This window comes from Pseudomonas sp. PsB (assembly GCF_043658375.1).
In the GTDB taxonomy this organism is placed as follows: Bacteria; Pseudomonadota; Gammaproteobacteria; order Pseudomonadales; family Pseudomonadaceae; genus Aquipseudomonas; species Aquipseudomonas putida_Z.
The window spans coordinates 1-16,568 of sequence record NZ_JBIGLU010000028.1; the positions used below are offsets into that span (position 1 = coordinate 1).

The 16,568-nt window shown below is 64.9% G+C and carries 14 protein-coding genes; 9 read left to right on the plus strand and 5 right to left on the minus strand.

Features of this window, described 5'->3' with window-relative positions; translation table 11 throughout:
- Positions 1-274: 274 nt before the first annotated feature.
- Together ACGLHT_RS24095 and ggt are read right to left on the minus strand one after the other, a co-directional pair.
- Entirely contained in the window at positions 275-1,156 is an 882-nt protein-coding gene (locus ACGLHT_RS24095) for a LysR substrate-binding domain-containing protein (RefSeq protein WP_085591441.1), read from the minus strand.
- A 70-nt stretch (positions 1,157-1,226) separates the two neighbouring features.
- On the minus strand, positions 1,227-3,017 hold the full coding sequence (gene ggt / locus ACGLHT_RS24100) for a gamma-glutamyltransferase (protein ID WP_137163750.1): 1,791 nt from the start codon (positions 3,015-3,017) through the stop codon (positions 1,227-1,229).
- Between the two features lie 117 nt (positions 3,018-3,134).
- On the opposite strand from ggt, the gene ACGLHT_RS24105 reads away from it, so the two are divergent.
- Positions 3,135-3,785, plus strand: coding sequence for an ankyrin repeat domain-containing protein (locus ACGLHT_RS24105; protein ID WP_274120685.1), 651 nt, complete (start codon positions 3,135-3,137; stop codon positions 3,783-3,785).
- A 216-nt stretch (positions 3,786-4,001) separates the two neighbouring features.
- On the opposite strand, the gene pobA is transcribed toward ACGLHT_RS24105, so the two are convergent.
- Positions 4,002-5,189, minus strand: coding sequence for a 4-hydroxybenzoate 3-monooxygenase (gene pobA, locus ACGLHT_RS24110; protein ID WP_075045032.1), 1,188 nt, complete (start codon positions 5,187-5,189; stop codon positions 4,002-4,004).
- A gap of 172 nt (positions 5,190-5,361) precedes the next feature.
- Here pobA and ACGLHT_RS24115 point away from each other — a divergent pair, with 172 nt between their 5' ends.
- The 3 genes from ACGLHT_RS24115 to ACGLHT_RS24125 all read left to right on the plus strand — a co-directional run bounded on the left by ACGLHT_RS24115 (position 5,362) and on the right by ACGLHT_RS24125 (position 7,757).
- The gene (locus ACGLHT_RS24115; protein WP_274078813.1) at positions 5,362-6,240 is read left to right on the plus strand and encodes a helix-turn-helix domain-containing protein; all 879 of its coding nucleotides are present in this window, start codon (positions 5,362-5,364) and stop codon (positions 6,238-6,240) included.
- 199 nt (positions 6,241-6,439) lie between these two features.
- Positions 6,440-6,838 carry a MerR family DNA-binding transcriptional regulator gene (locus tag ACGLHT_RS24120; RefSeq protein WP_013972930.1) on the plus strand — a complete coding sequence of 133 codons (399 nt, stop codon included), beginning with the start codon at positions 6,440-6,442 and terminating at the stop codon, positions 6,836-6,838.
- A gap of 19 nt (positions 6,839-6,857) precedes the next feature.
- Entirely contained in the window at positions 6,858-7,757 is a 900-nt protein-coding gene (locus tag ACGLHT_RS24125) for a hydroxymethylglutaryl-CoA lyase (RefSeq protein WP_061551595.1), read from the plus strand.
- Positions 7,758-8,289: 532 nt separating this feature from the next.
- On the opposite strand, the gene ACGLHT_RS24130 is transcribed toward ACGLHT_RS24125, so the two are convergent.
- The gene (locus ACGLHT_RS24130) at positions 8,290-8,808 is read right to left on the minus strand and encodes an MgtC/SapB family protein (protein WP_013972932.1); all 519 of its coding nucleotides are present in this window, start codon (positions 8,806-8,808) and stop codon (positions 8,290-8,292) included.
- A gap of 250 nt (positions 8,809-9,058) precedes the next feature.
- Between ACGLHT_RS24130 and ACGLHT_RS24135 the strand changes: the two genes are divergently transcribed.
- From ACGLHT_RS24135 to ACGLHT_RS24155, 5 genes are all read left to right on the plus strand, one after another.
- A complete protein-coding gene (locus tag ACGLHT_RS24135; RefSeq protein WP_013972933.1) occupies positions 9,059-9,298 on the plus strand; it encodes a DUF3203 family protein in 240 nt (79 codons plus the stop codon).
- 121 nt (positions 9,299-9,419) lie between these two features.
- Positions 9,420-10,823, plus strand: a complete 1,404-nt coding sequence (gene ccoG, locus ACGLHT_RS24140; protein WP_274120686.1) for a cytochrome c oxidase accessory protein CcoG — start codon at positions 9,420-9,422, stop codon at positions 10,821-10,823.
- A 50-nt stretch (positions 10,824-10,873) separates the two neighbouring features.
- Entirely contained in the window at positions 10,874-12,283 is a 1,410-nt protein-coding gene (gene mapR, locus ACGLHT_RS24145; protein WP_025338884.1) for a GntR family transcriptional regulator MpaR, read from the plus strand.
- Positions 12,284-12,340: 57 nt separating this feature from the next.
- Positions 12,341-13,996, plus strand: a complete 1,656-nt coding sequence (locus ACGLHT_RS24150) for a PAS domain-containing sensor histidine kinase (protein WP_274120688.1) — start codon at positions 12,341-12,343, stop codon at positions 13,994-13,996.
- A 63-nt stretch (positions 13,997-14,059) separates the two neighbouring features.
- Entirely contained in the window at positions 14,060-15,754 is a 1,695-nt protein-coding gene (locus ACGLHT_RS24155; protein ID WP_274078808.1) for a response regulator, read from the plus strand.
- A gap of 9 nt (positions 15,755-15,763) precedes the next feature.
- Here ACGLHT_RS24155 and ACGLHT_RS24160 read toward each other — a convergent pair whose 3' ends face one another.
- The gene (locus ACGLHT_RS24160) at positions 15,764-16,510 is read right to left on the minus strand and encodes an SDR family oxidoreductase (RefSeq protein WP_274078807.1); all 747 of its coding nucleotides are present in this window, start codon (positions 16,508-16,510) and stop codon (positions 15,764-15,766) included.
- Between the last annotated feature and the right edge of the window lie 58 nt (positions 16,511-16,568).

Here is a 16,568-nt window from a genome sequence, read left to right on the forward strand (position 1 = left end):
GCAAGGCCGCTCCTACAAGGGATCGCGTGAGATTGCCAAATCCTGTATCCCCGCACAGATCGTCAGATCCCGCCACCTGCCAGCATCCACCGTCGGCCGGTGGACGAGGTTCTTGTAGGAGCGGCCTTGTGTCGCGAAAGGGCCGCACAGCGGCCCCGGCAATCTCTGCAGCGACGCTGAAACCTGGGGCTGCTGCGCAGCCCTTTCGCGACGCAAGGCCGCTCCTACAAGGGATCGCGTGAGATTGCCAAATCCTGTATCCCCGCACAGATCGTCAGATCCCGCCACCCGCCAGCAATTGCGTCATCACCTCGGCCAACGCCTTGACCATCACATCCGCCGTCGGCCGGTGGACGATGACGATTTCATAGCTGTCGACCTCCGGCAACCCTTGCCCTGCCCCCAGCACCCGGTGCTCACCAGTGGCCGCCCGTGGCGGCAGCAGGCTGATACCCATGCCATCGGCGACCGCTGCCTGGATGCCGCTGAGGCTGGAGCTGGTGAAGCTGATGCGCCAACGCCGGCCCATGCCTTCGATGGCGGTGATCATGTCGTCGCGGTACAGGCCGCGGGGCGGGAAGGTCACCAGCGGGATCGGGTCCAGCTCGAAGGCGGGCGTGCGCGCGCTGTCGATCCACTGCAGGCGTTCTGGCCAGCAGGCCACGCCTTCGCGGCTGTTGCGCCGCTGCTTGAGCAACACCAGGTCGAGCTCACCGTTGTCGTAGGCCTGGCTGAGGTCGCGGCACAGGCCGCTGGTCACTTCCAGCTTCACCTGCGGGTGCAGCCGGCTGAACGCCGACAATGCATTGGTGGTACGCCCGCCCACGAAGTCCTCGGGCACGCCAAGGCGCACGGTCATGCCAACCATCGCCCCGGCCAAGGCTTCGAGCATCTGGTCGTTGAGGGCCAGCATGTGCCGGGCATAGCCGAGCAAGGTCTGCCCGGCGTCGGTCGGCAGCACGTCGCGATTGCCACGCACCAGCAGACGGTGGCCAACCATATCCTCCAGCCGGCGCACCTTCTGGCTGATGGTCGATTGGGTGGAGTGCAGCCGCGCAGCAGCCGTGGTGAAGCTTCCGCAATCGGCCACCACGACAATGGCACGCAACAGGTCGAGGTCGAACAGGGCCCTATTCGATTTCACGCTGATGGACATCTTGATATTCAACTTCTGAATGGCAAGACTGACTTCTACCACGCCACCTGCTGCACCGCAACGCGCACCGCTAGTCGCCGACTGCCACGCCTTCGCGCCGAGGGTCGGCACCGCCCGACCAACCCTCGCCACTGCGCTGGATGATCTGCATGCCACTGGTCATGGTCATCGGCGTCACCTCATGCCCCCAGGCTGCCAACTGGCGGATCAGTGCCGGGCTGGCCAACCCCGCCTCTACTTCGGTGCCGGCATTGCGGCTGCCGAAGTTGGGCAGGCCGGCGGCCTGCTGCGGGTCGAGCTGCCAATCCAGCAGGCCGATCAGCGCCTTGTTCACGTAGCCGATGATCTGCGAGCCGCCGGGCGAGCCCAGGCTGGCCACCAGCTCGCCGGAAGCTTGCGAGAACACCAGGGTCGGCGCCATGGCCGACAGCGGCCGTTTGCCCGGTTGTACCCGGTTGGCCACGGGCTTGCCTTGTTCCCGGGGGATGAACGAGAAGTCGGTCAGGTGGTTGTTGAGCAAAAAGCCCTTGACCATCAGGTGCGAGCCGAACGCCGCTTCCACCGAAGTGGTCATGGCCAGGGCCTGGCCGCGGTCGTCCACCGCGCTGAGGTGCGAGGTGGATATGCGCAGCGGCGAGCGGTCTGGCGCCAGGGCCAGATCGGCCCCCTGCGGCCGGCCCGGGCGGGCGCGTTTCATGCTGTACTCGCCGACCTGCGCAGCGCGGCTGGCCAGGTATGCGGAGTCGGTCAGGGCCTTGAGCGGCACCGGCACGTAATCGCTGTCGGCCAGGTACTGGGCGCGGTCGGCATAGGCCAGGCGCTCGGCCTCGGCAACCAGGTGCACGGCCAGCGGCGGGGCTTCCAGCCCGGCAACCGACGAAGTACGCAGCGGCCGCATGGCGGCAAGGTCGCGCTGTGGCGAAGCCCGTTGCAGTGCCTCCAAGATGCCCAGGGTCTGCAGCACCGTCACCCCGCCCGACGACGGCGGCGGCATGCCACAGATGCGCCAGGCCTTGTAGGGGCCGCACAGCGGTTCGCGCATCTTGGCCCGGTAATGCTGCATATCCTGCAACGACAGGTAGCCGGCATTGGCATGGCTGCGCACCTTGGCGACGATGGCGTCGGCGATCTCGCCGCTGTAGAACACTTCGGGGCCCTGCTCGGCAATCTGCTCGAAGGTTTGCGCAAGCTCGGGGTTGCGCAAGGTAGCCCCCACCGCCAGTGGCTTGCCCTGTTCATCCAGGAAGTAGCGGGCCATGGCCGGTGAACGGGCAATGAACGGGTCGCCCGCCACCAGCGTGTGAAGGCGTTCGGAAACCGCGAAACCGTTACGTGCCAGCGCAATGGCCGGGGCGAACAGGTCGCGCCAGGGCAGCTTGCCGTGCTGCTCATGGGCCAGCTTCAGGGCACGCAGAACTCCCGGTACGCCCACCGAACGCCCGCCGATCTGCGCCGCCCTGAATGGCATCGGTGAACCATCGGCTTGCAGGAACAGGTTTTCCGTCACCGCCGCCGGGGCTGCCTCGCGGCCATCGTACGCCTGTACGCGCTGCCCATCCCAGTAGAGGATGAACGCCCCGCCGCCAATGCCGCTGGATTGCGGTTCGACCAGGGTCAGCACCATCTGCATGGCGATGGCCGCGTCGATGGCGCTACCACCGGCACGCAGCATCGCCCGCCCCGCCTCGCTGGCCAGCGGGTTGGCGGCGGCGGCCATGTGCCGGCTGGCATGCACCGGCTGCAGGCCGGTGCGGTAGCCGGAGGCCAGTTCCGGTGGTGCGGGCAGCACCTGGTCGGCACAGGCCCAGCCACTGGCAGCTACCAGGCACAAGGCGCCCATCAGGGGGGTGGAGAATGTCATCGTAGTGCTTCCTGCCATTACCTATTCAGCAAGGCACTGTCTGTCATGCGCAAACTTAACTTCAAGCCCTGGCGTGTTTTTTCTAGGATGCGGGCAGGTCATCGAGGAGCCTGCCCCATGCGTTCACTACTTGCTGCGATACTGTTCGCCCTGTGCACCAGCCTTGCCGCCCACGCCGAGAGCACTGCCATGGACAACCGCCTGCACAACGCTGCCCGTCACGATGATGTGCGCACCCTGCAACAACTGCTGGCACAAGGTGCGCAGCTGGAGAGCCGTGACGAGCAAGGGCGCACAGCCCTGCTGGTGGCTACCCATGGCAACCAGGTTGCGGCCGCGAAAACGCTGATCGAGGCCGGTGCCGATGTGAATGCCAAGGACAACATCGACGACAGCCCGTACCTGTATGCCGGGGCACGTGGCCTGAACGACATCCTGCGGCTGACCTTGAACCACGGTGCCGACCTCAAGAGCACCAACCGGTACGGAGGCACTGCGCTGATACCCGCCGCCGAACGCGGGCATGTCGAGACCGTGCAGTTGCTGATCGATGCCGGGGTGGACGTGAACCATCTCAACCGCCTGCACTGGACTGCGCTGCTGGAGGCGGTGATCCTCGGTGACGGCGGGCCGCGGCATGTGGAGATCGTGCGCCGGCTACTGGCGGCCGGGGCGGATCGGCAGATTGCCGACAAGGATGGGGTGACCGCGCTGGAGCATGCGCGGCAGCGGGGGTATCGGGAGATGGAGGCGTTACTGGCCCGCTAGGCAATGCTGGCTTTCGAATGCCGGGGCTGCTTTGCAGCCCAATCGCGACGCAAGGCCGCTCCCACATGTAATCGTTTGCGTCACAGGCGCTGCTGTACCTGTGGGAGCGGCCTTGTGTCGCGATTGGGCCGCAAAGCGGCCCCGGCAATTTTGCAGGAATGCGAAGAACCTGGGGGCGCTTCGCACCCCTTTCGCGACACAAGGCCGCTCTACAGGTCAGGCCACTTCTTCGAACGGCAGCCCTACATAGTTCTCGGCAATGTTCACCAACCCCGCCGGCGAGGTCAGGAAGTACTCGCGGTCGGCCTCCTGCATCTTCTGGTCCCAGGCGTCCTTGTGGCTGCCGAAGTCGTGCAGCAACTGGGTCATGAACCAGCTGAAACGCTCGCCTTTCCACACCCGGCGCAAGGCCAGCGGCGAATACTGCTGCAGCAGGTCGGTGCGCCCTTCGCGGTACACCTTGACCAGGATGCGGTACAGGTAGTTGACGTCCGATGCCGCCAGGTTCAGGCCCTTGGCGCCGGTCGGCGGGACGATATGCGCAGCATCCCCGACAAGGAACAGCTGGCCATACTGCATCGGCTCGACCACCAGGCTGCGCAGCGGCGCGATGCTCTTCTCCAGCGCCGGGCCGGTGACCAGGCGCGCAGCCACGTCTTCGGGCAAGCGTGCCTTCAGCTCCTCCCAGAAGCGCTCGTCGGACCACGCCTCCACCTGCTCTTCCAGCGGGACCTGCAGGTAGTAGCGGCTACGGGTGTGCGAACGCTGGCTGCACAGCACGAAACCGCGTTCGTGGTGGGCGTAGATCAGTTCGTGGTTGACCGGTGGCGTGTCTGACAGCATGCCCAGCCAGCCAAACGGGTAGACCCGCTCGTACTGCTTGAGGATGCCCTCGGGGATACTCTGCCGCGAGACACCGTGGAAGCCGTCACAACCGGCAATGTAGTCGCAGTCCACCCGGTGCACCTGGCCATCTTTTTCATAGGTCAGGTAGGGCCGTTCGCCCTTGAGTTCGTGCGGCTGGACATTGCTTGCCGAATAGATGATCGGCGCGCCGCTGGCTTCACGTGCCTGCATCAGGTCACGGGTGACTTCGGTCTGGCCGTATACCATCACCGTCTTGCCACCGGTCAGGGCCTTGAGGTCCAGGCGTTGGCGGCGCCCGCCGACCAGCAGTTCGACACCCTCGTGAACCAGGCCTTCACGGTCCATGCGCTCGGCCACACCGGCTTCACGCAGCAGGTCGACCGTGCCTTGCTCCAGCACCCCGGCACGGATGCGGCCAAGCACGTATTCGGGCGTCTGGCGTTCGACGATGACCGTATCGATACCGGCCTTGTGCAGCAGTTGGCCCAGCAGCAGGCCAGACGGACCTGCACCAATAATTGCGACCTGAGTTTTCATTGTTGTTGTCTCTGTGCGGACGATGCCGGCCCTGGACTGGCAGTGGGGCGGCATCTGCTGTTAGGGTTTGCCCTTGCATTTTTACTGGCAAAAACAGCCATTGAAGTGTGCTATTCCATGCATAACCTGCACTTTTACAAAAGACGTTCGATTAACGGACAGGCCTGCACGCATGAAATCCACCCTCCCCGGCGTCCCCTTGTTCAAGCTGTATGGCGAAAACCAGGCCTGGCCCGGCACCGACCTGCTGCACTGCGAGTCGATCCCGGCGCGTAGCCGTTTGCACCACTGGGAAATCAAGCCGCACCAGCATGCCGAGCTGTTCCAGTTGCTGTATGTGCAACGCGGCCGGGCCGAGGTGGAGGTAGAGGGGGTGCGCAGCGCCATCAGCGAAGCGGCGATCCAGGTGGTGCCGCCGATGACCGTGCATGGCTTTCGCTTCAGCGCCGATATCCAGGGGCATGTGCTGACCTTTGGCACGGCACTGGTGGCCAACCTCGAGCAGCGCCTGGGCGCGCCGCTGGCGGTGCTGGCGAAGGCGGCGTGTTACCCGCTGGGCCGGGACCGGGTGCACCTGCGCAGCCTGATCGAGACCCTGCAGCAGGAGTACCAGGGCAACGCCCCGGCGCGGGCGGCACTGCTCGAGGCGCTGGTGACGGCGCTGATGGTGTGGATCAGCCGCCGCCAGCAGTTGGGGCAGCCGCCTCGCAACCGCGATGAACGCGACCGCCAGTTGCTGGGGCAGTACCTGCGCCTGGTCGAGGCGCATTACCGTGAGCACCTGTCGGTGGAGGACTTTGCCGCGCGGCTGAATATTCCGAGTTTGCAGCTTAACCAGCTGTGCCGGGCACTGAGTGGGCAGACCGCGCTGCAGGTGGTGCACCAGCGGTTGCTGCTGGAGGCGCGGCGCAACCTGATCTATACGCGGATGAGCATCGGGCAGTTGTCGGATAGCCTGGGCTTTACCGACCCCACCTATTTTGCCCGGTGGTTCAAGCGGTTGAGTGGGCAGACACCGAATGGGTATCGCAGGTCGGGGTTGTCTGAGTAATTTTTTCGCCTGTGCTGGCCTCTTCGCGGGTGAACCCGCTCCCACAGGGACGGCGGTGCCCTCAAGGCCTGTGCACTTCCTGTGGGAGCGGGTTTACCCGCGAAGAGGCCAGCACAGGCAACACACATCCCGTGCCCCTGCTTGACGTATACGTCAACCTGCCCTCAGGATACCCGCATACCCCACGCCGAGCCCCAGCATGAGCACCCAGACCTACAGCATCTCCGACCTGTCCCGCGAGCTGGACATCACCACCCGCGCCATCCGCTTCTATGAGGAACAGGGCCTGCTGAGCCCCGAGCGCCGTGGCCTGGAGCGTATCTATTCGGCGCGTGACAAGGTCAGCCTGAAGCTCATCCTGCGCGGCAAGCGCATCGGCTTTTCGCTGGCCGAATGCCGCGAGCTGATCGAGCTGTACGATCCCTCCAGCGGCAACCTCAAGCAGCTCAACAGCATGCTGGCGAAAATCGCCGAGCGCCGCGCCCAGCTGGAACAGCAGATGCTCGACATCCACCAGATGCAGCTGGAGCTGGACACCGCCCAGGAGCGCTGCGAACAAGCCCTGGCCGCCACCCTGAACAACAAAGACAACCGCTGAACGCCACAGGAAACCCGCCATGTCCTTGCCCAAACACGTCCGCCTGGTCGAAGTAGGCCCCCGCGACGGCCTGCAGAACGAAGCCCAGCCCATCAGCGTCGCCGACAAGGTGCGTCTGGTGGACGACCTCACCGAAGCGGGCCTGGCCTATATCGAAGTGGGCAGTTTCGTCTCGCCCAAGTGGGTGCCGCAGATGGCCGGCTCCGCCGAAGTGTTCGCCGGTATCCAGCAGCGCCCGGGTGTCACCTATGCGGCGCTGGCCCCCAACCTGCGCGGTTTCGAGGACGCCCTGGCCGCCGGCGTGAAGGAAGTGGCGGTGTTCGCGGCCGCCTCCGAAGCCTTCTCGCAACGCAACATCAACTGCTCGATCAGCGACAGCCTCAAGCGCTTCGAGCCGATCATGGAAGCCGCGCGCAACCACGGTGTGCGCGTGCGCGGCTATGTGTCGTGCGTGCTTGGCTGCCCCTATGAAGGCAAGGTCAGCGCCGAGCAGGTCGCCCCGGTGGCCCGTGCCCTGCACGACATGGGCTGCTACGAGGTATCGCTGGGTGACACCATCGGCACCGGCACCGCCGGCGAAACCCGGCGCCTGTTCGAGGTGGTCGCGGCACAGGTACCGCGCGAGCAACTGGCCGGGCACTTCCACGATACCTATGGCCAGGCCCTGGCCAACGTGTATGCCAGCCTGCTCGAAGGCATCAGCGTGTTCGACAGCTCGGTGGCCGGGCTGGGCGGCTGCCCCTATGCCAAAGGCGCTACCGGCAATATCGCCAGTGAAGACGTTGTGTACCTGCTGCAGGGGCTGGGCATTGAAACCGGCATCGACCTGGACCTGCTGATCGCCGCCGGCCGCCGCATCAGCAGCGTGCTGGGCCGCGACAACGGGTCGCGGGTAGCGCGGGCGCGCAGCGCGCAATAAGTCATACGGGTGTCACATTGGCGTGGGTGAAGTGTTACCGCCCCCACGTTTTGCAGCAAAAAATCGGGTAACAGGGAAACAAATCGGCAGAATTTCAGGCCGGTCGATTTCGACCAAAATCGCCAAGTGCTTGATTTTAAAGGGTTTGCAAAAGTTGGCACGCACCCTGCTATATCTCTGGTACAACAACAAAAAGAATGTGACACCCAATAAAAACAACAGGTAACGGCTCTGACATAACAAGAACAACACGGCAGAGGCGTAGCAAGCAGATTTTTTTGGAGTCGACACGCTTTTCAGGGGTACGCCCCGCGGTCTGGCACAGAACAATAAAACTACCTCCAGGTAGCGGCAGCCAGGTTCGGATCAGCAATGATGAAGGCAGGTCAGCGCTCAAAAAAATACGTTTGCTCTTGACCCCGCATGGGGGTCGCCCGCAACACCAGGACAGGCTGACAAAAACAACAACAGGCCGGTCCCAATAATAAAAAAAGAGCAGGCAACAACGCTTTGAGGGGAGCTTCGGCTCCCCTCAGTGCTTCCTGCCCTCTTCCTCCTCCTGCTTTCCCTCATCCTGCCCTTCGAGCTTGTCCACCAACAACGGCATCGTGCCCAGCACCAGCAGGGCCAGTATCGTGCTGATCAACGCCGTGGCTTCACGGCCCATGCCGGCTGCCGTACCGATGGCGGCGGTCATCCACAATCCGGCGGCAGTGGTCAGGCCCTTCACATGGCTGGCGTCCTGGCCGTTCCCCTTGAGAATGGTGCCCGCACCCAGAAAACCGATACCGGCGACAATGCCCTGGATCACCCGGCTCAGCGCCTGCTCATCGGCCCCGGCCATGCTCGGTGCCAGCACGAACAGCGCGGCGCCCAGCGAAACCAGCATATGCGTGCGCACCCCGGCGGCCTTGCCCTTGTGCTCGCGCTCGAAGCCCAGCACGGCGCCGAGCAGGGCTGCCATCAGCAGGCGTACGAGGATTTGCGTGACCTCGCGCTCGTCGGTGATATCGGCGAATTCGGCCTGGATTGCTTGCCAGATGAGGTCCATTGCTTTTTTCCCATGCTGAGCATTGTGTTGTCAGGCCCGGCCTCTTCGCGGGTAAACCCGCTCCCACAGGTACTGCATTGCATTGAAACCTGTGCAAACCCTGTGGGAGCGGGTTTACCCGCGAAGAGGCCGGGCCTGCCATCTGCAAGGGTTGACCTCCGGGCAAATGACAAAGTGCCGCTCAGCTTCCGGATGCAGCAACCCGCCCTGCCCTGTGGTCCACCCCTGTAACCCCCAGGAGGACCACCCCATGCCCATTGAAATCGACGAAACCACCCGCCGCTGCACCCTGATCGCCGAAGACCTGCGCATCGAGGGTGATGGCCCGTCCATCGAAATCGTCACCGACGAACAGCTGCGCATGTCCGTGGCCCTGCTCGCCGGCCAGCGTGTGCCCATCACCGAAGCCGAGGCCGATGCACTGACCGTGGCGGGTGCGGTGGATAGCCGCAGGCATCTGAAGGCCAGCACGCCAGGCTCGGTAATCTGAGGCCTGGCGGGGCCTGCCCGGAAATCTGATACGGTTTTTATCGCAAAATCTGAGCCTGTGCTGATAACAGCCTCAGGGCCATAGTGCTCATGCCTGATCGAGGCCTGATGAGCACCGAGCCATGAACGATAGAATCCCTTTCACAGAGATCGCCACCGCCCCAGCCAGCCCCCTGCCGCGCCGCGCCGACAATGGCATCCATACCCGCAGCTTCACCGGGCTGTACCGCAACCTGCGCATCGGCTTCGCCGGCGCCCTGTTCGTGCTGTTCTTCGGCACCGCCTGGCTGAACTGGAATGGCCGCCAGGCCGTGCTGTGGGACGTGGGCAACAGCAAATTCCACATCTTCGGCGCCACCTTCTGGCCGCAGGACTTCATCCTGCTGTCGGCGCTGCTGATCATCTGCGCCTTTGGCCTGTTCGCCATCACCGTGTATGCCGGCCGCGTGTGGTGCGGCTACAGCTGCCCGCAAAGCACCTGGACCTGGCTGTTCATGTGGTGCGAAAAGGTCACCGAGGGCGACCGCAACCAGCGCATCAAGCTGGCTTCCGCGCCCTGGAGCCTGAACAAACTGGCCCGGCGCACGCTGAAGCACAGCCTGTGGCTGGCCATTGGCGTGCTCACCGGGCTGACCTTCGTCGGCTACTTCACCCCGATCCGCCCACTGGCCGCGGAGCTGTTCACCTTGCAACTGGGCGGCGTGGCGCTGTTCTGGGTGCTGTTCTTCACCGCCGCCACCTACATCAATGCCGGCCTGCTGCGCGAAGCGGTGTGCCTGCACATGTGCCCCTATGCACGCTTCCAGAGCGTGATGTTCGACAAGGACACCCTGGCGGTCGCCTATGACCCGCGGCGCGGCGAAGCCCGTGGCCCGCGCAAGAAAGGCAGCGACCTCCGCGCCCAGGGCCTGGGCGACTGCATCGACTGCACCTTGTGCGTGCAGGTGTGCCCTACCGGCATCGATATTCGCGATGGCCTGCAAATGGCGTGCATCGGCTGCGCGGCGTGCATCGATGCCTGTGACGGGGTAATGGACAAGATGGGCTATGCCCGTGGCCTGATCGGCTACAAGTCCGAACGCAGCCTGCAAGGTGGCACCACCCATTGGCTGCGCCCGCGCCTGCTGGGCTACGCCGCCGCGCTGGGGGTGATGATCGCGGCACTGGTGGTGGCCTTGCAGCTGCGCCCGATGGTGTCGCTGGATGTGATCAAGGACCGCGGCCTGTTCCGCGAGAATGCCCAGGGCCAGATCGAGAACATCTACCTGCTCAAGGTCATCAACAAGACCGAAAGCACCCGGCACTATCAGCTGCGCCTGCTGGACGCCGACGGCTTCAGCCTGCAGGGCAAGACCTCATTCATGATCCCGGCCGGTGAAATGAGTGAACTGCCGGTGTCGGTGGCGATGCTCGCCGAGCGCCCGGCCAGCAGCTCGCAGACGCTGAGCTTCGAGATCAGCGAGCGCGACGACCCCGCCATCCGCAGCGTGGCCCACAGCCGCTTCGTCGCACCGCTGAACCGTTGATCCCTTACACTGATTCCACCTTGCCTGCCAGGCTTCGACAGAAGGCCAGAATGAAACGCTACGAACGCTTTGCCGACGACATCGCCGAACTGATCCGCTCCGGGGTGCTGGGCCCCGGCCAGCGCGTGCCCTCGGTGCGCTATGCCAGCCAGACCCACGGGGTCAGCCCGTCCACCGTGTTCCAGGCCTACTACCTGCTGGAACGGCGCGGGCTGATCCGCGCCCGGCCGCGCTCGGGTTATTTCGTCAACGCCCACGCCCCGCGCCAGTTCAGCGAACCGCAGGCATTGCAGCCGGTCAGCGAGTCCACCGATGTCGATGTCAGCGCGCTGGTGTTCTCGATCCTCGACTCGATCAAGGACCCCAACACCGTGCCGTTCGGCTCGGCCTTCCCCAGCCCCGAGCTGTTTCCGCTGCAACGCCTGTCGCGTTCGCTGGCCAGCGCCAGCCGCAGCATGGACCCGCGCATGGTGGTGACCGACCTGTCACCCGGCAACCCGCAGCTGCGCCGGCAGATTGCCCTGCGCTACATGGTTGGCGGGCTGATGCTGCCGATGGAGGAGCTGCTGATCACCAACGGCGCGCTGGAAGCCTTGAACCTGTGCCTGCAGGCCGTCACCCAGCCCGGTGACCTGGTGGCCATCGAAGCCCCCGCCTTCTATGCCTGCCTACAGGTACTGGAGCGGCTCAAGCTCAAGGCCGTGGAAATCCCTGTGCACCCGCGCGAAGGCATGGACCTGGGCGTGCTGGCGCAAACGCTGGAGAAGCACCCGGTCAAGGCCGTGTGGTGCATGACCAACTTCCAGAACCCGGTGGGCGCCAGCATGCCGGAGGCGAAAAAGCAGGCACTGGTAGAGCTGCTGGCGCGTCATCAGGTGCCATTGATCGAAGACGACGTGTACGCCGAACTGTACTACTCGCAACAGGCACCCAAACCGGCCAAGGCCTTCGACACCCAGGGCCTGGTGATGCACTGCGGCTCGTTCGCCAAGAGCCTGGCACCCGGCTACCGCATCGGCTGGGTGGCAGCCGGGCGCTTTGCACAGAAGATCGAACGGCTCAAGCTGATGACCTCGCTGTGTGCCTCGATGCCGGCCCAGGCGGCCATCGCCGACTACCTGCAGCACGGTGGCTACGACCGCCACCTGCGCAAACTGCGCTATGCCCTGGAAGGCCAGCAGGCCAACATGCTGGCGGCCATTGCCCGGCACTTTCCGGCGCAGACGCGGGTCAGCCAACCGTCCGGCGGCTACTTCCTGTGGCTGGAGCTGCCCGAACAGATGGACGCCCTCAAGCTGTTCCACATGGCCTTGGCCCAGGGCATCAGCATCGCCCCCGGGCCGATCTTTTCGCCCACCCGGCGCTTCGGCAACTGCATCCGCCTGAACTACGGCAGCCCCTGGCACGAGGATGCCGAACGGGCCATGGAAACCCTGGGGCGGATCATCCGCTCGTTCTGATGGCTGGTGCCCCGGTGGGCGGCTATAGTTGCCCGATCCGCTCACCGGGCCCTCGCCATGCAAGCAGATTCGCTCCCGTCATTGGCACAGCTGCAAGCGCGTGTCGCAGAACTGGAAGCTCGCCTGGCCGAGCGCGACGACACTGCACAGGCCCACAACCGCCTACTGGGCGAATTGCTCGACAACAGCCTGGCCAACGTGTTTGCTGCCGACCGCAGCATGCGCCTGATAGCGATCAACCGCATGGCCCGGGAAACCTTCGCGCATTACCGTGGCTTCGTGCCGCAGATCGGCGATTACGTGCCGCAGTTCCTGCTCAACCAGCCTGACATCATGGGCCGCCTGGCACCGGTGTGGCCACGCGTGCTGGCCGGCGAAGCCTTCATCGACACCATCACTCTCGGCCCGCCTGACTCCCCGCGCCATTACGAGATTCGCTACCACCCGTTGCACGATGCGCAGCAGCAAGTCCAGGGCGGGTACCTGTTCGCCTATGACATCACCGAGCGCGTGGCCGAGCAGGAGCGCCTGCGCCAGGCCGAAGAAGCCCTGCGCCATTCGCAGAAAATGGAGGCGGTCGGCCAGTTGACCGGTGGCATCGCCCACGACTTCAACAACTTGCTGGGCAGCCTGCTTGGCGCACTGGAGCTGGCAGAGCAACGCCTGGGCCAGCAACGCCTTGCCGACACCGCCCGCATGCTCGACCTCGGCCGCAGCAACGCACTGCGCGCCGCAGCCTTGGTGCAGCGGTTGCTGGCCTTTTCGCGCCAGCAGACGCTGCTGCCACAAGCGGTGGATGTGCAGCGCCTGGTCGCCGACATGCATGACCTGATCCGCAGCTCGACCGGCCCGCACATCGACTTTCAGGACCGCACGCTGGCCGCGCAATGGTCGATCCGCATCGATCCACAGCAGCTGGAGAACGCTCTGCTCAACCTGTGCATCAACGCCCGTGACGCCATGCCGCTGGGCGGCACCTTGCGCATCGGCTGCGAAAACGCCGATCTCGCAGCGGCCGAGGCCAAGCGCCTGGACCTGCCGACGGGCCAGTATCTGCACATTAGTGTCGAGGACACCGGCATGGGCATGTCCAGTGAGGTGCTGCAACGCGTCCTCGAACCCTTCTTTACCACCAAGCCACTGGGCCAGGGCACCGGCCTGGGGTTGTCCATGGCCTATGGCTTTGTCCGCCAGTCCGGGGGGCAGTTGCTGCTCGACAGCGTCACTGGGCAAGGCACTTGCGTTCACCTGTACCTGCCCCGGGACCGGAGCGCTCCCGCAACCTGCCACGACGAGCCAGCCACATCCGCCACCACGCCCCTGCAGGCGCGCGGGTGCCGGATCATGCTGGTGGAAGACCAACCGGCCTTGCGCCTGGTGCTGGTCGAAGTGCTGACGGAGCTGGGCTACCAGGTGCAAGCTTTCGAGGGCGGCCACTCGGCGCTTGAGTCGTTGCAGGAAGGGCCACCACCGGACTTGCTGATCACCGATGTCGGCCTGCCTGGGCGGGTTGACGGTAATCAGCTTGCAGAGGCCTACCAAAACCTTGTGGAGCATGCCCCGGTATTGCTGATTACCGGCTACGACACTGCCGATACGATGCACTTTGCCCGGCCCGACAGGCGCACCGAACTGCTGCACAAACCCTTCGACCTGAGCACCCTTGGCGAACGGATCGAGCGGCTGCTGGCCATTGCGCCACACCCGCGTTGACTGGCTATTCGCCTGTTGCCGAACACGCTAAAGTCTGGGCTTCATCCACTGTCGGACGTCGGCATGCCCTCCCGCGACCTGCTTTCACTGCGCCAACAAGTCGAAGCCCTGCAGCAACAGAACGCGCTGCTGGAAGCCCGCCTGGCAAGCCATCAGCAACACGACCAGGACTTCTACCGCTCGCTCTTCGACACCATGGACGAGGGCTTCTGCATCATCGAGTTCTTCGACGGCCCGCACGGCCCGCTGAGCGACTATGTGCATGTGCTGGCCAATGCGGCCTATGCCAAGCACGCCGGCATCCCCAACGTGGTCGGGCAGAAACTGCGCGAGATGGTGCCCGATGAGGCAGACGACTGGGTCGCTCGTTATGGCGCGGTGCTGCGCACGGGCGAGCCGCTGCATTTCGAGCAGGAGCTGGTCGCCACCGGCCATGTGTTGTCGGTGACCACCTTCCGTGTAGAGCCGGCCGAAAAGCGCCAGGTGGCGGTACTGTTCAAGGACGTCACCGCACGCCGACGGGCAGAGCAGGCCCTGCAGCGCCTGAACGAGGAGCTGGAACAACGGGTGAATGCGGCACTGGCAGAACAGGCCAAGGCCGAGGAAGCCCTGCGCCAGGCACAGAAGATGGAAGCGGTCGGCCAGCTCAGTGGCGGCATCGCCCACGACTTCAACAACCTGCTGGGCGGCATCCTCAGTGCCCAGGAGCTGATGCGCCAACGCCTGGAACAATCCCGTTTCGACGCCCTGGAGCCGTTGCTGAAGCTGTCCAGCGACTCGGCGCAGCGGGCCTCTTCGCTGGTACACCGGCTGCTGGCATTCTCCCGTCAGCAGACCCTGCAGCCCTGCTCCACGCAGGTGGCCACGCTGGTGGGCGGCATGGAAGAGCTGCTGCGCCGCACCATCGGTCCCTCCATCACCCTGACCAGCCAATTCCCCTGCCAGCTGTGGCCGACCTTCATCGACCCGCCGCAACTGGAAAGCGCCCTGCTCAACGTGTGCATCAATGCCCGCGATGCCATGCCCGCCGGCGGCGTGATCGATATCCTCGGTGACAACCTGCTGCTCGACGACCAGCAAGCCCGTGCACTGGAACTGCCAGCTGGCGAATACGTACGGCTGAGCATCAGCGACAACGGCAATGGCATGTCGGCGGAGGTGGCCGAGCGCGCCGTCGACCCGTTCTTCACCACCAAGCCGATGGGCCACGGCACTGGGCTGGGCTTGTCGATGACCTATGGTTTCGTGCGCCAGTCGGGTGGGCAGCTACGGGTGTTGTCGACACTTGGCGAAGGCACCCGCATCGAGCTGCTGCTTCCCCGCCACCACCAGCACCCCGAAGCCTCCGCCCCCAGGCCACCGCGCACATTGCTGGAAAAAAGCAGCGGCGCCACGCAGCGTATCCTGCTGGTCGAAGACCAGGCCGCCTTGCGCGTGGTCGTCTGCGAGGTGCTGGAAGAACTGGGTTATCGGGTCGATGCATTCGAGAACGGCCCGGCCGCCCTCGCCCACCTGCAAGCTGGCGAGCGGCCAGACCTGCTGTTGAGCGATATCGGCCTGCCCGGCGGCCTGAATGGCCGCCAGTTGGCTGAACGTTGCCGCGAGCGCCACCCCGACCTCAGGGTACTGTTCATCACTGGCTACGACGAAAGCGCGGCGCTCAGTGACGGCCAGTTGCTGCAAGGCACTCAGGTGCTGACCAAGCCGTTCGAGCTGGAAGTGCTGGCCGAACGGGTACGCACGCTGCTGGAGGATTGACCGGCACGCTCAGCGCCCGCCGCCCAGGTCGATGAAGCTGCCGGTGGAGTACGAGGCTTTGTCCGAGAGCAGCCAGAGGATGGCCTCGGCCACTTCCTCGGGGCGCCCGCCGCGGCCCATGGGCAAGCCGGGCTCGAGCTTGCTGACCCGGTCGGGGTCGCCCGACAGCGCGTGGAACCCGGTATGGATGTAGCCTGGCCGCACACCATTTACCCGCACGCCCTCGCCTGCCACTTCCTTTGCCAGGCCAATGGTGAAGGTGTCGAGGGCGCCCTTGGAGGCGGCATAATCCACGTATTCGTTGGGCGAGCCCAGGCGTGCGGCCACCGATGACACGTTGACGATGGCCCCGCCCGGCCCGCCGTGCCGGCGTGCCATGCGCTTAAGTGCGTGCTTGGCGCAGAGCATGGGGCCGACGACGTTGGTCTTCATGACCTTGAGCAGGCGGAACTCGGACATGTCCTCGACCCGGCTTTGCTGGCCGATGGTGCCTGCGTTGTTGACCAGCGCGGTGACCGGGCCGAGTTCTTCGTCCACGCGCTGGAACAGCTGGATGATTTCATCCTCGACACTGGCGTCGGCGCGCACGGTGATGGCCTTGGCGCCCAGGGCGCGGACCTGGCCGAGGATGTCCTCGGCGGCCTGGTCGTCGGCGTGGTAGTTGATGCAGATGCGGTAGCCCTGGCGGGCGGCCAGCAGCGCCGTGGCGGCGCCGATGCCGCGGCTGGCACCGGTGATGACGATGACTTTCTCCATGGGTCTGCCAATCGTTTGGAAAGGGAGCATCGACAATAGGGGAAAAGGCTGCGCGTGG

Excerpts from the sequence above, each read along its gene's own strand:
- ACGLHT_RS24095 (WP_085591441.1), bottom strand. The coding sequence starts at position 1,156 with ATGTCCATCAGCGTGAAATCGAATAGGGCCCTGTTCGACCTCGACCTG.
- ACGLHT_RS24130 (WP_013972932.1), bottom strand. The coding sequence starts at position 8,808 with ATGGACCTCATCTGGCAAGCAATCCAGGCCGAATTCGCCGATATCACC.
- pobA (WP_075045032.1), bottom strand. The coding sequence starts at position 5,189 with ATGAAAACTCAGGTCGCAATTATTGGTGCAGGTCCGTCTGGCCTGCTG.
- ACGLHT_RS24120 (WP_013972930.1), top strand. The coding sequence starts at position 6,440 with ATGAGCACCCAGACCTACAGCATCTCCGACCTGTCCCGCGAGCTGGAC.
- ccoG (WP_274120686.1), top strand. The coding sequence starts at position 9,420 with ATGAACGATAGAATCCCTTTCACAGAGATCGCCACCGCCCCAGCCAGC.
- ggt (WP_137163750.1), bottom strand. The coding sequence starts at position 3,017 with ATGACATTCTCCACCCCCCTGATGGGCGCCTTGTGCCTGGTAGCTGCC.
- mapR (WP_025338884.1), top strand. The coding sequence starts at position 10,874 with ATGAAACGCTACGAACGCTTTGCCGACGACATCGCCGAACTGATCCGC.
- ACGLHT_RS24115 (WP_274078813.1), top strand. The coding sequence starts at position 5,362 with ATGAAATCCACCCTCCCCGGCGTCCCCTTGTTCAAGCTGTATGGCGAA.
- ACGLHT_RS24135 (WP_013972933.1), top strand. The coding sequence starts at position 9,059 with ATGCCCATTGAAATCGACGAAACCACCCGCCGCTGCACCCTGATCGCC.
- ACGLHT_RS24125 (WP_061551595.1), top strand. The coding sequence starts at position 6,858 with ATGTCCTTGCCCAAACACGTCCGCCTGGTCGAAGTAGGCCCCCGCGAC.
- ACGLHT_RS24160 (WP_274078807.1), bottom strand. The coding sequence starts at position 16,510 with ATGGAGAAAGTCATCGTCATCACCGGTGCCAGCCGCGGCATCGGCGCC.
- ACGLHT_RS24155 (WP_274078808.1), top strand. The coding sequence starts at position 14,060 with ATGCCCTCCCGCGACCTGCTTTCACTGCGCCAACAAGTCGAAGCCCTG.
- ACGLHT_RS24150 (WP_274120688.1), top strand. The coding sequence starts at position 12,341 with ATGCAAGCAGATTCGCTCCCGTCATTGGCACAGCTGCAAGCGCGTGTC.
- ACGLHT_RS24105 (WP_274120685.1), top strand. The coding sequence starts at position 3,135 with ATGCGTTCACTACTTGCTGCGATACTGTTCGCCCTGTGCACCAGCCTT.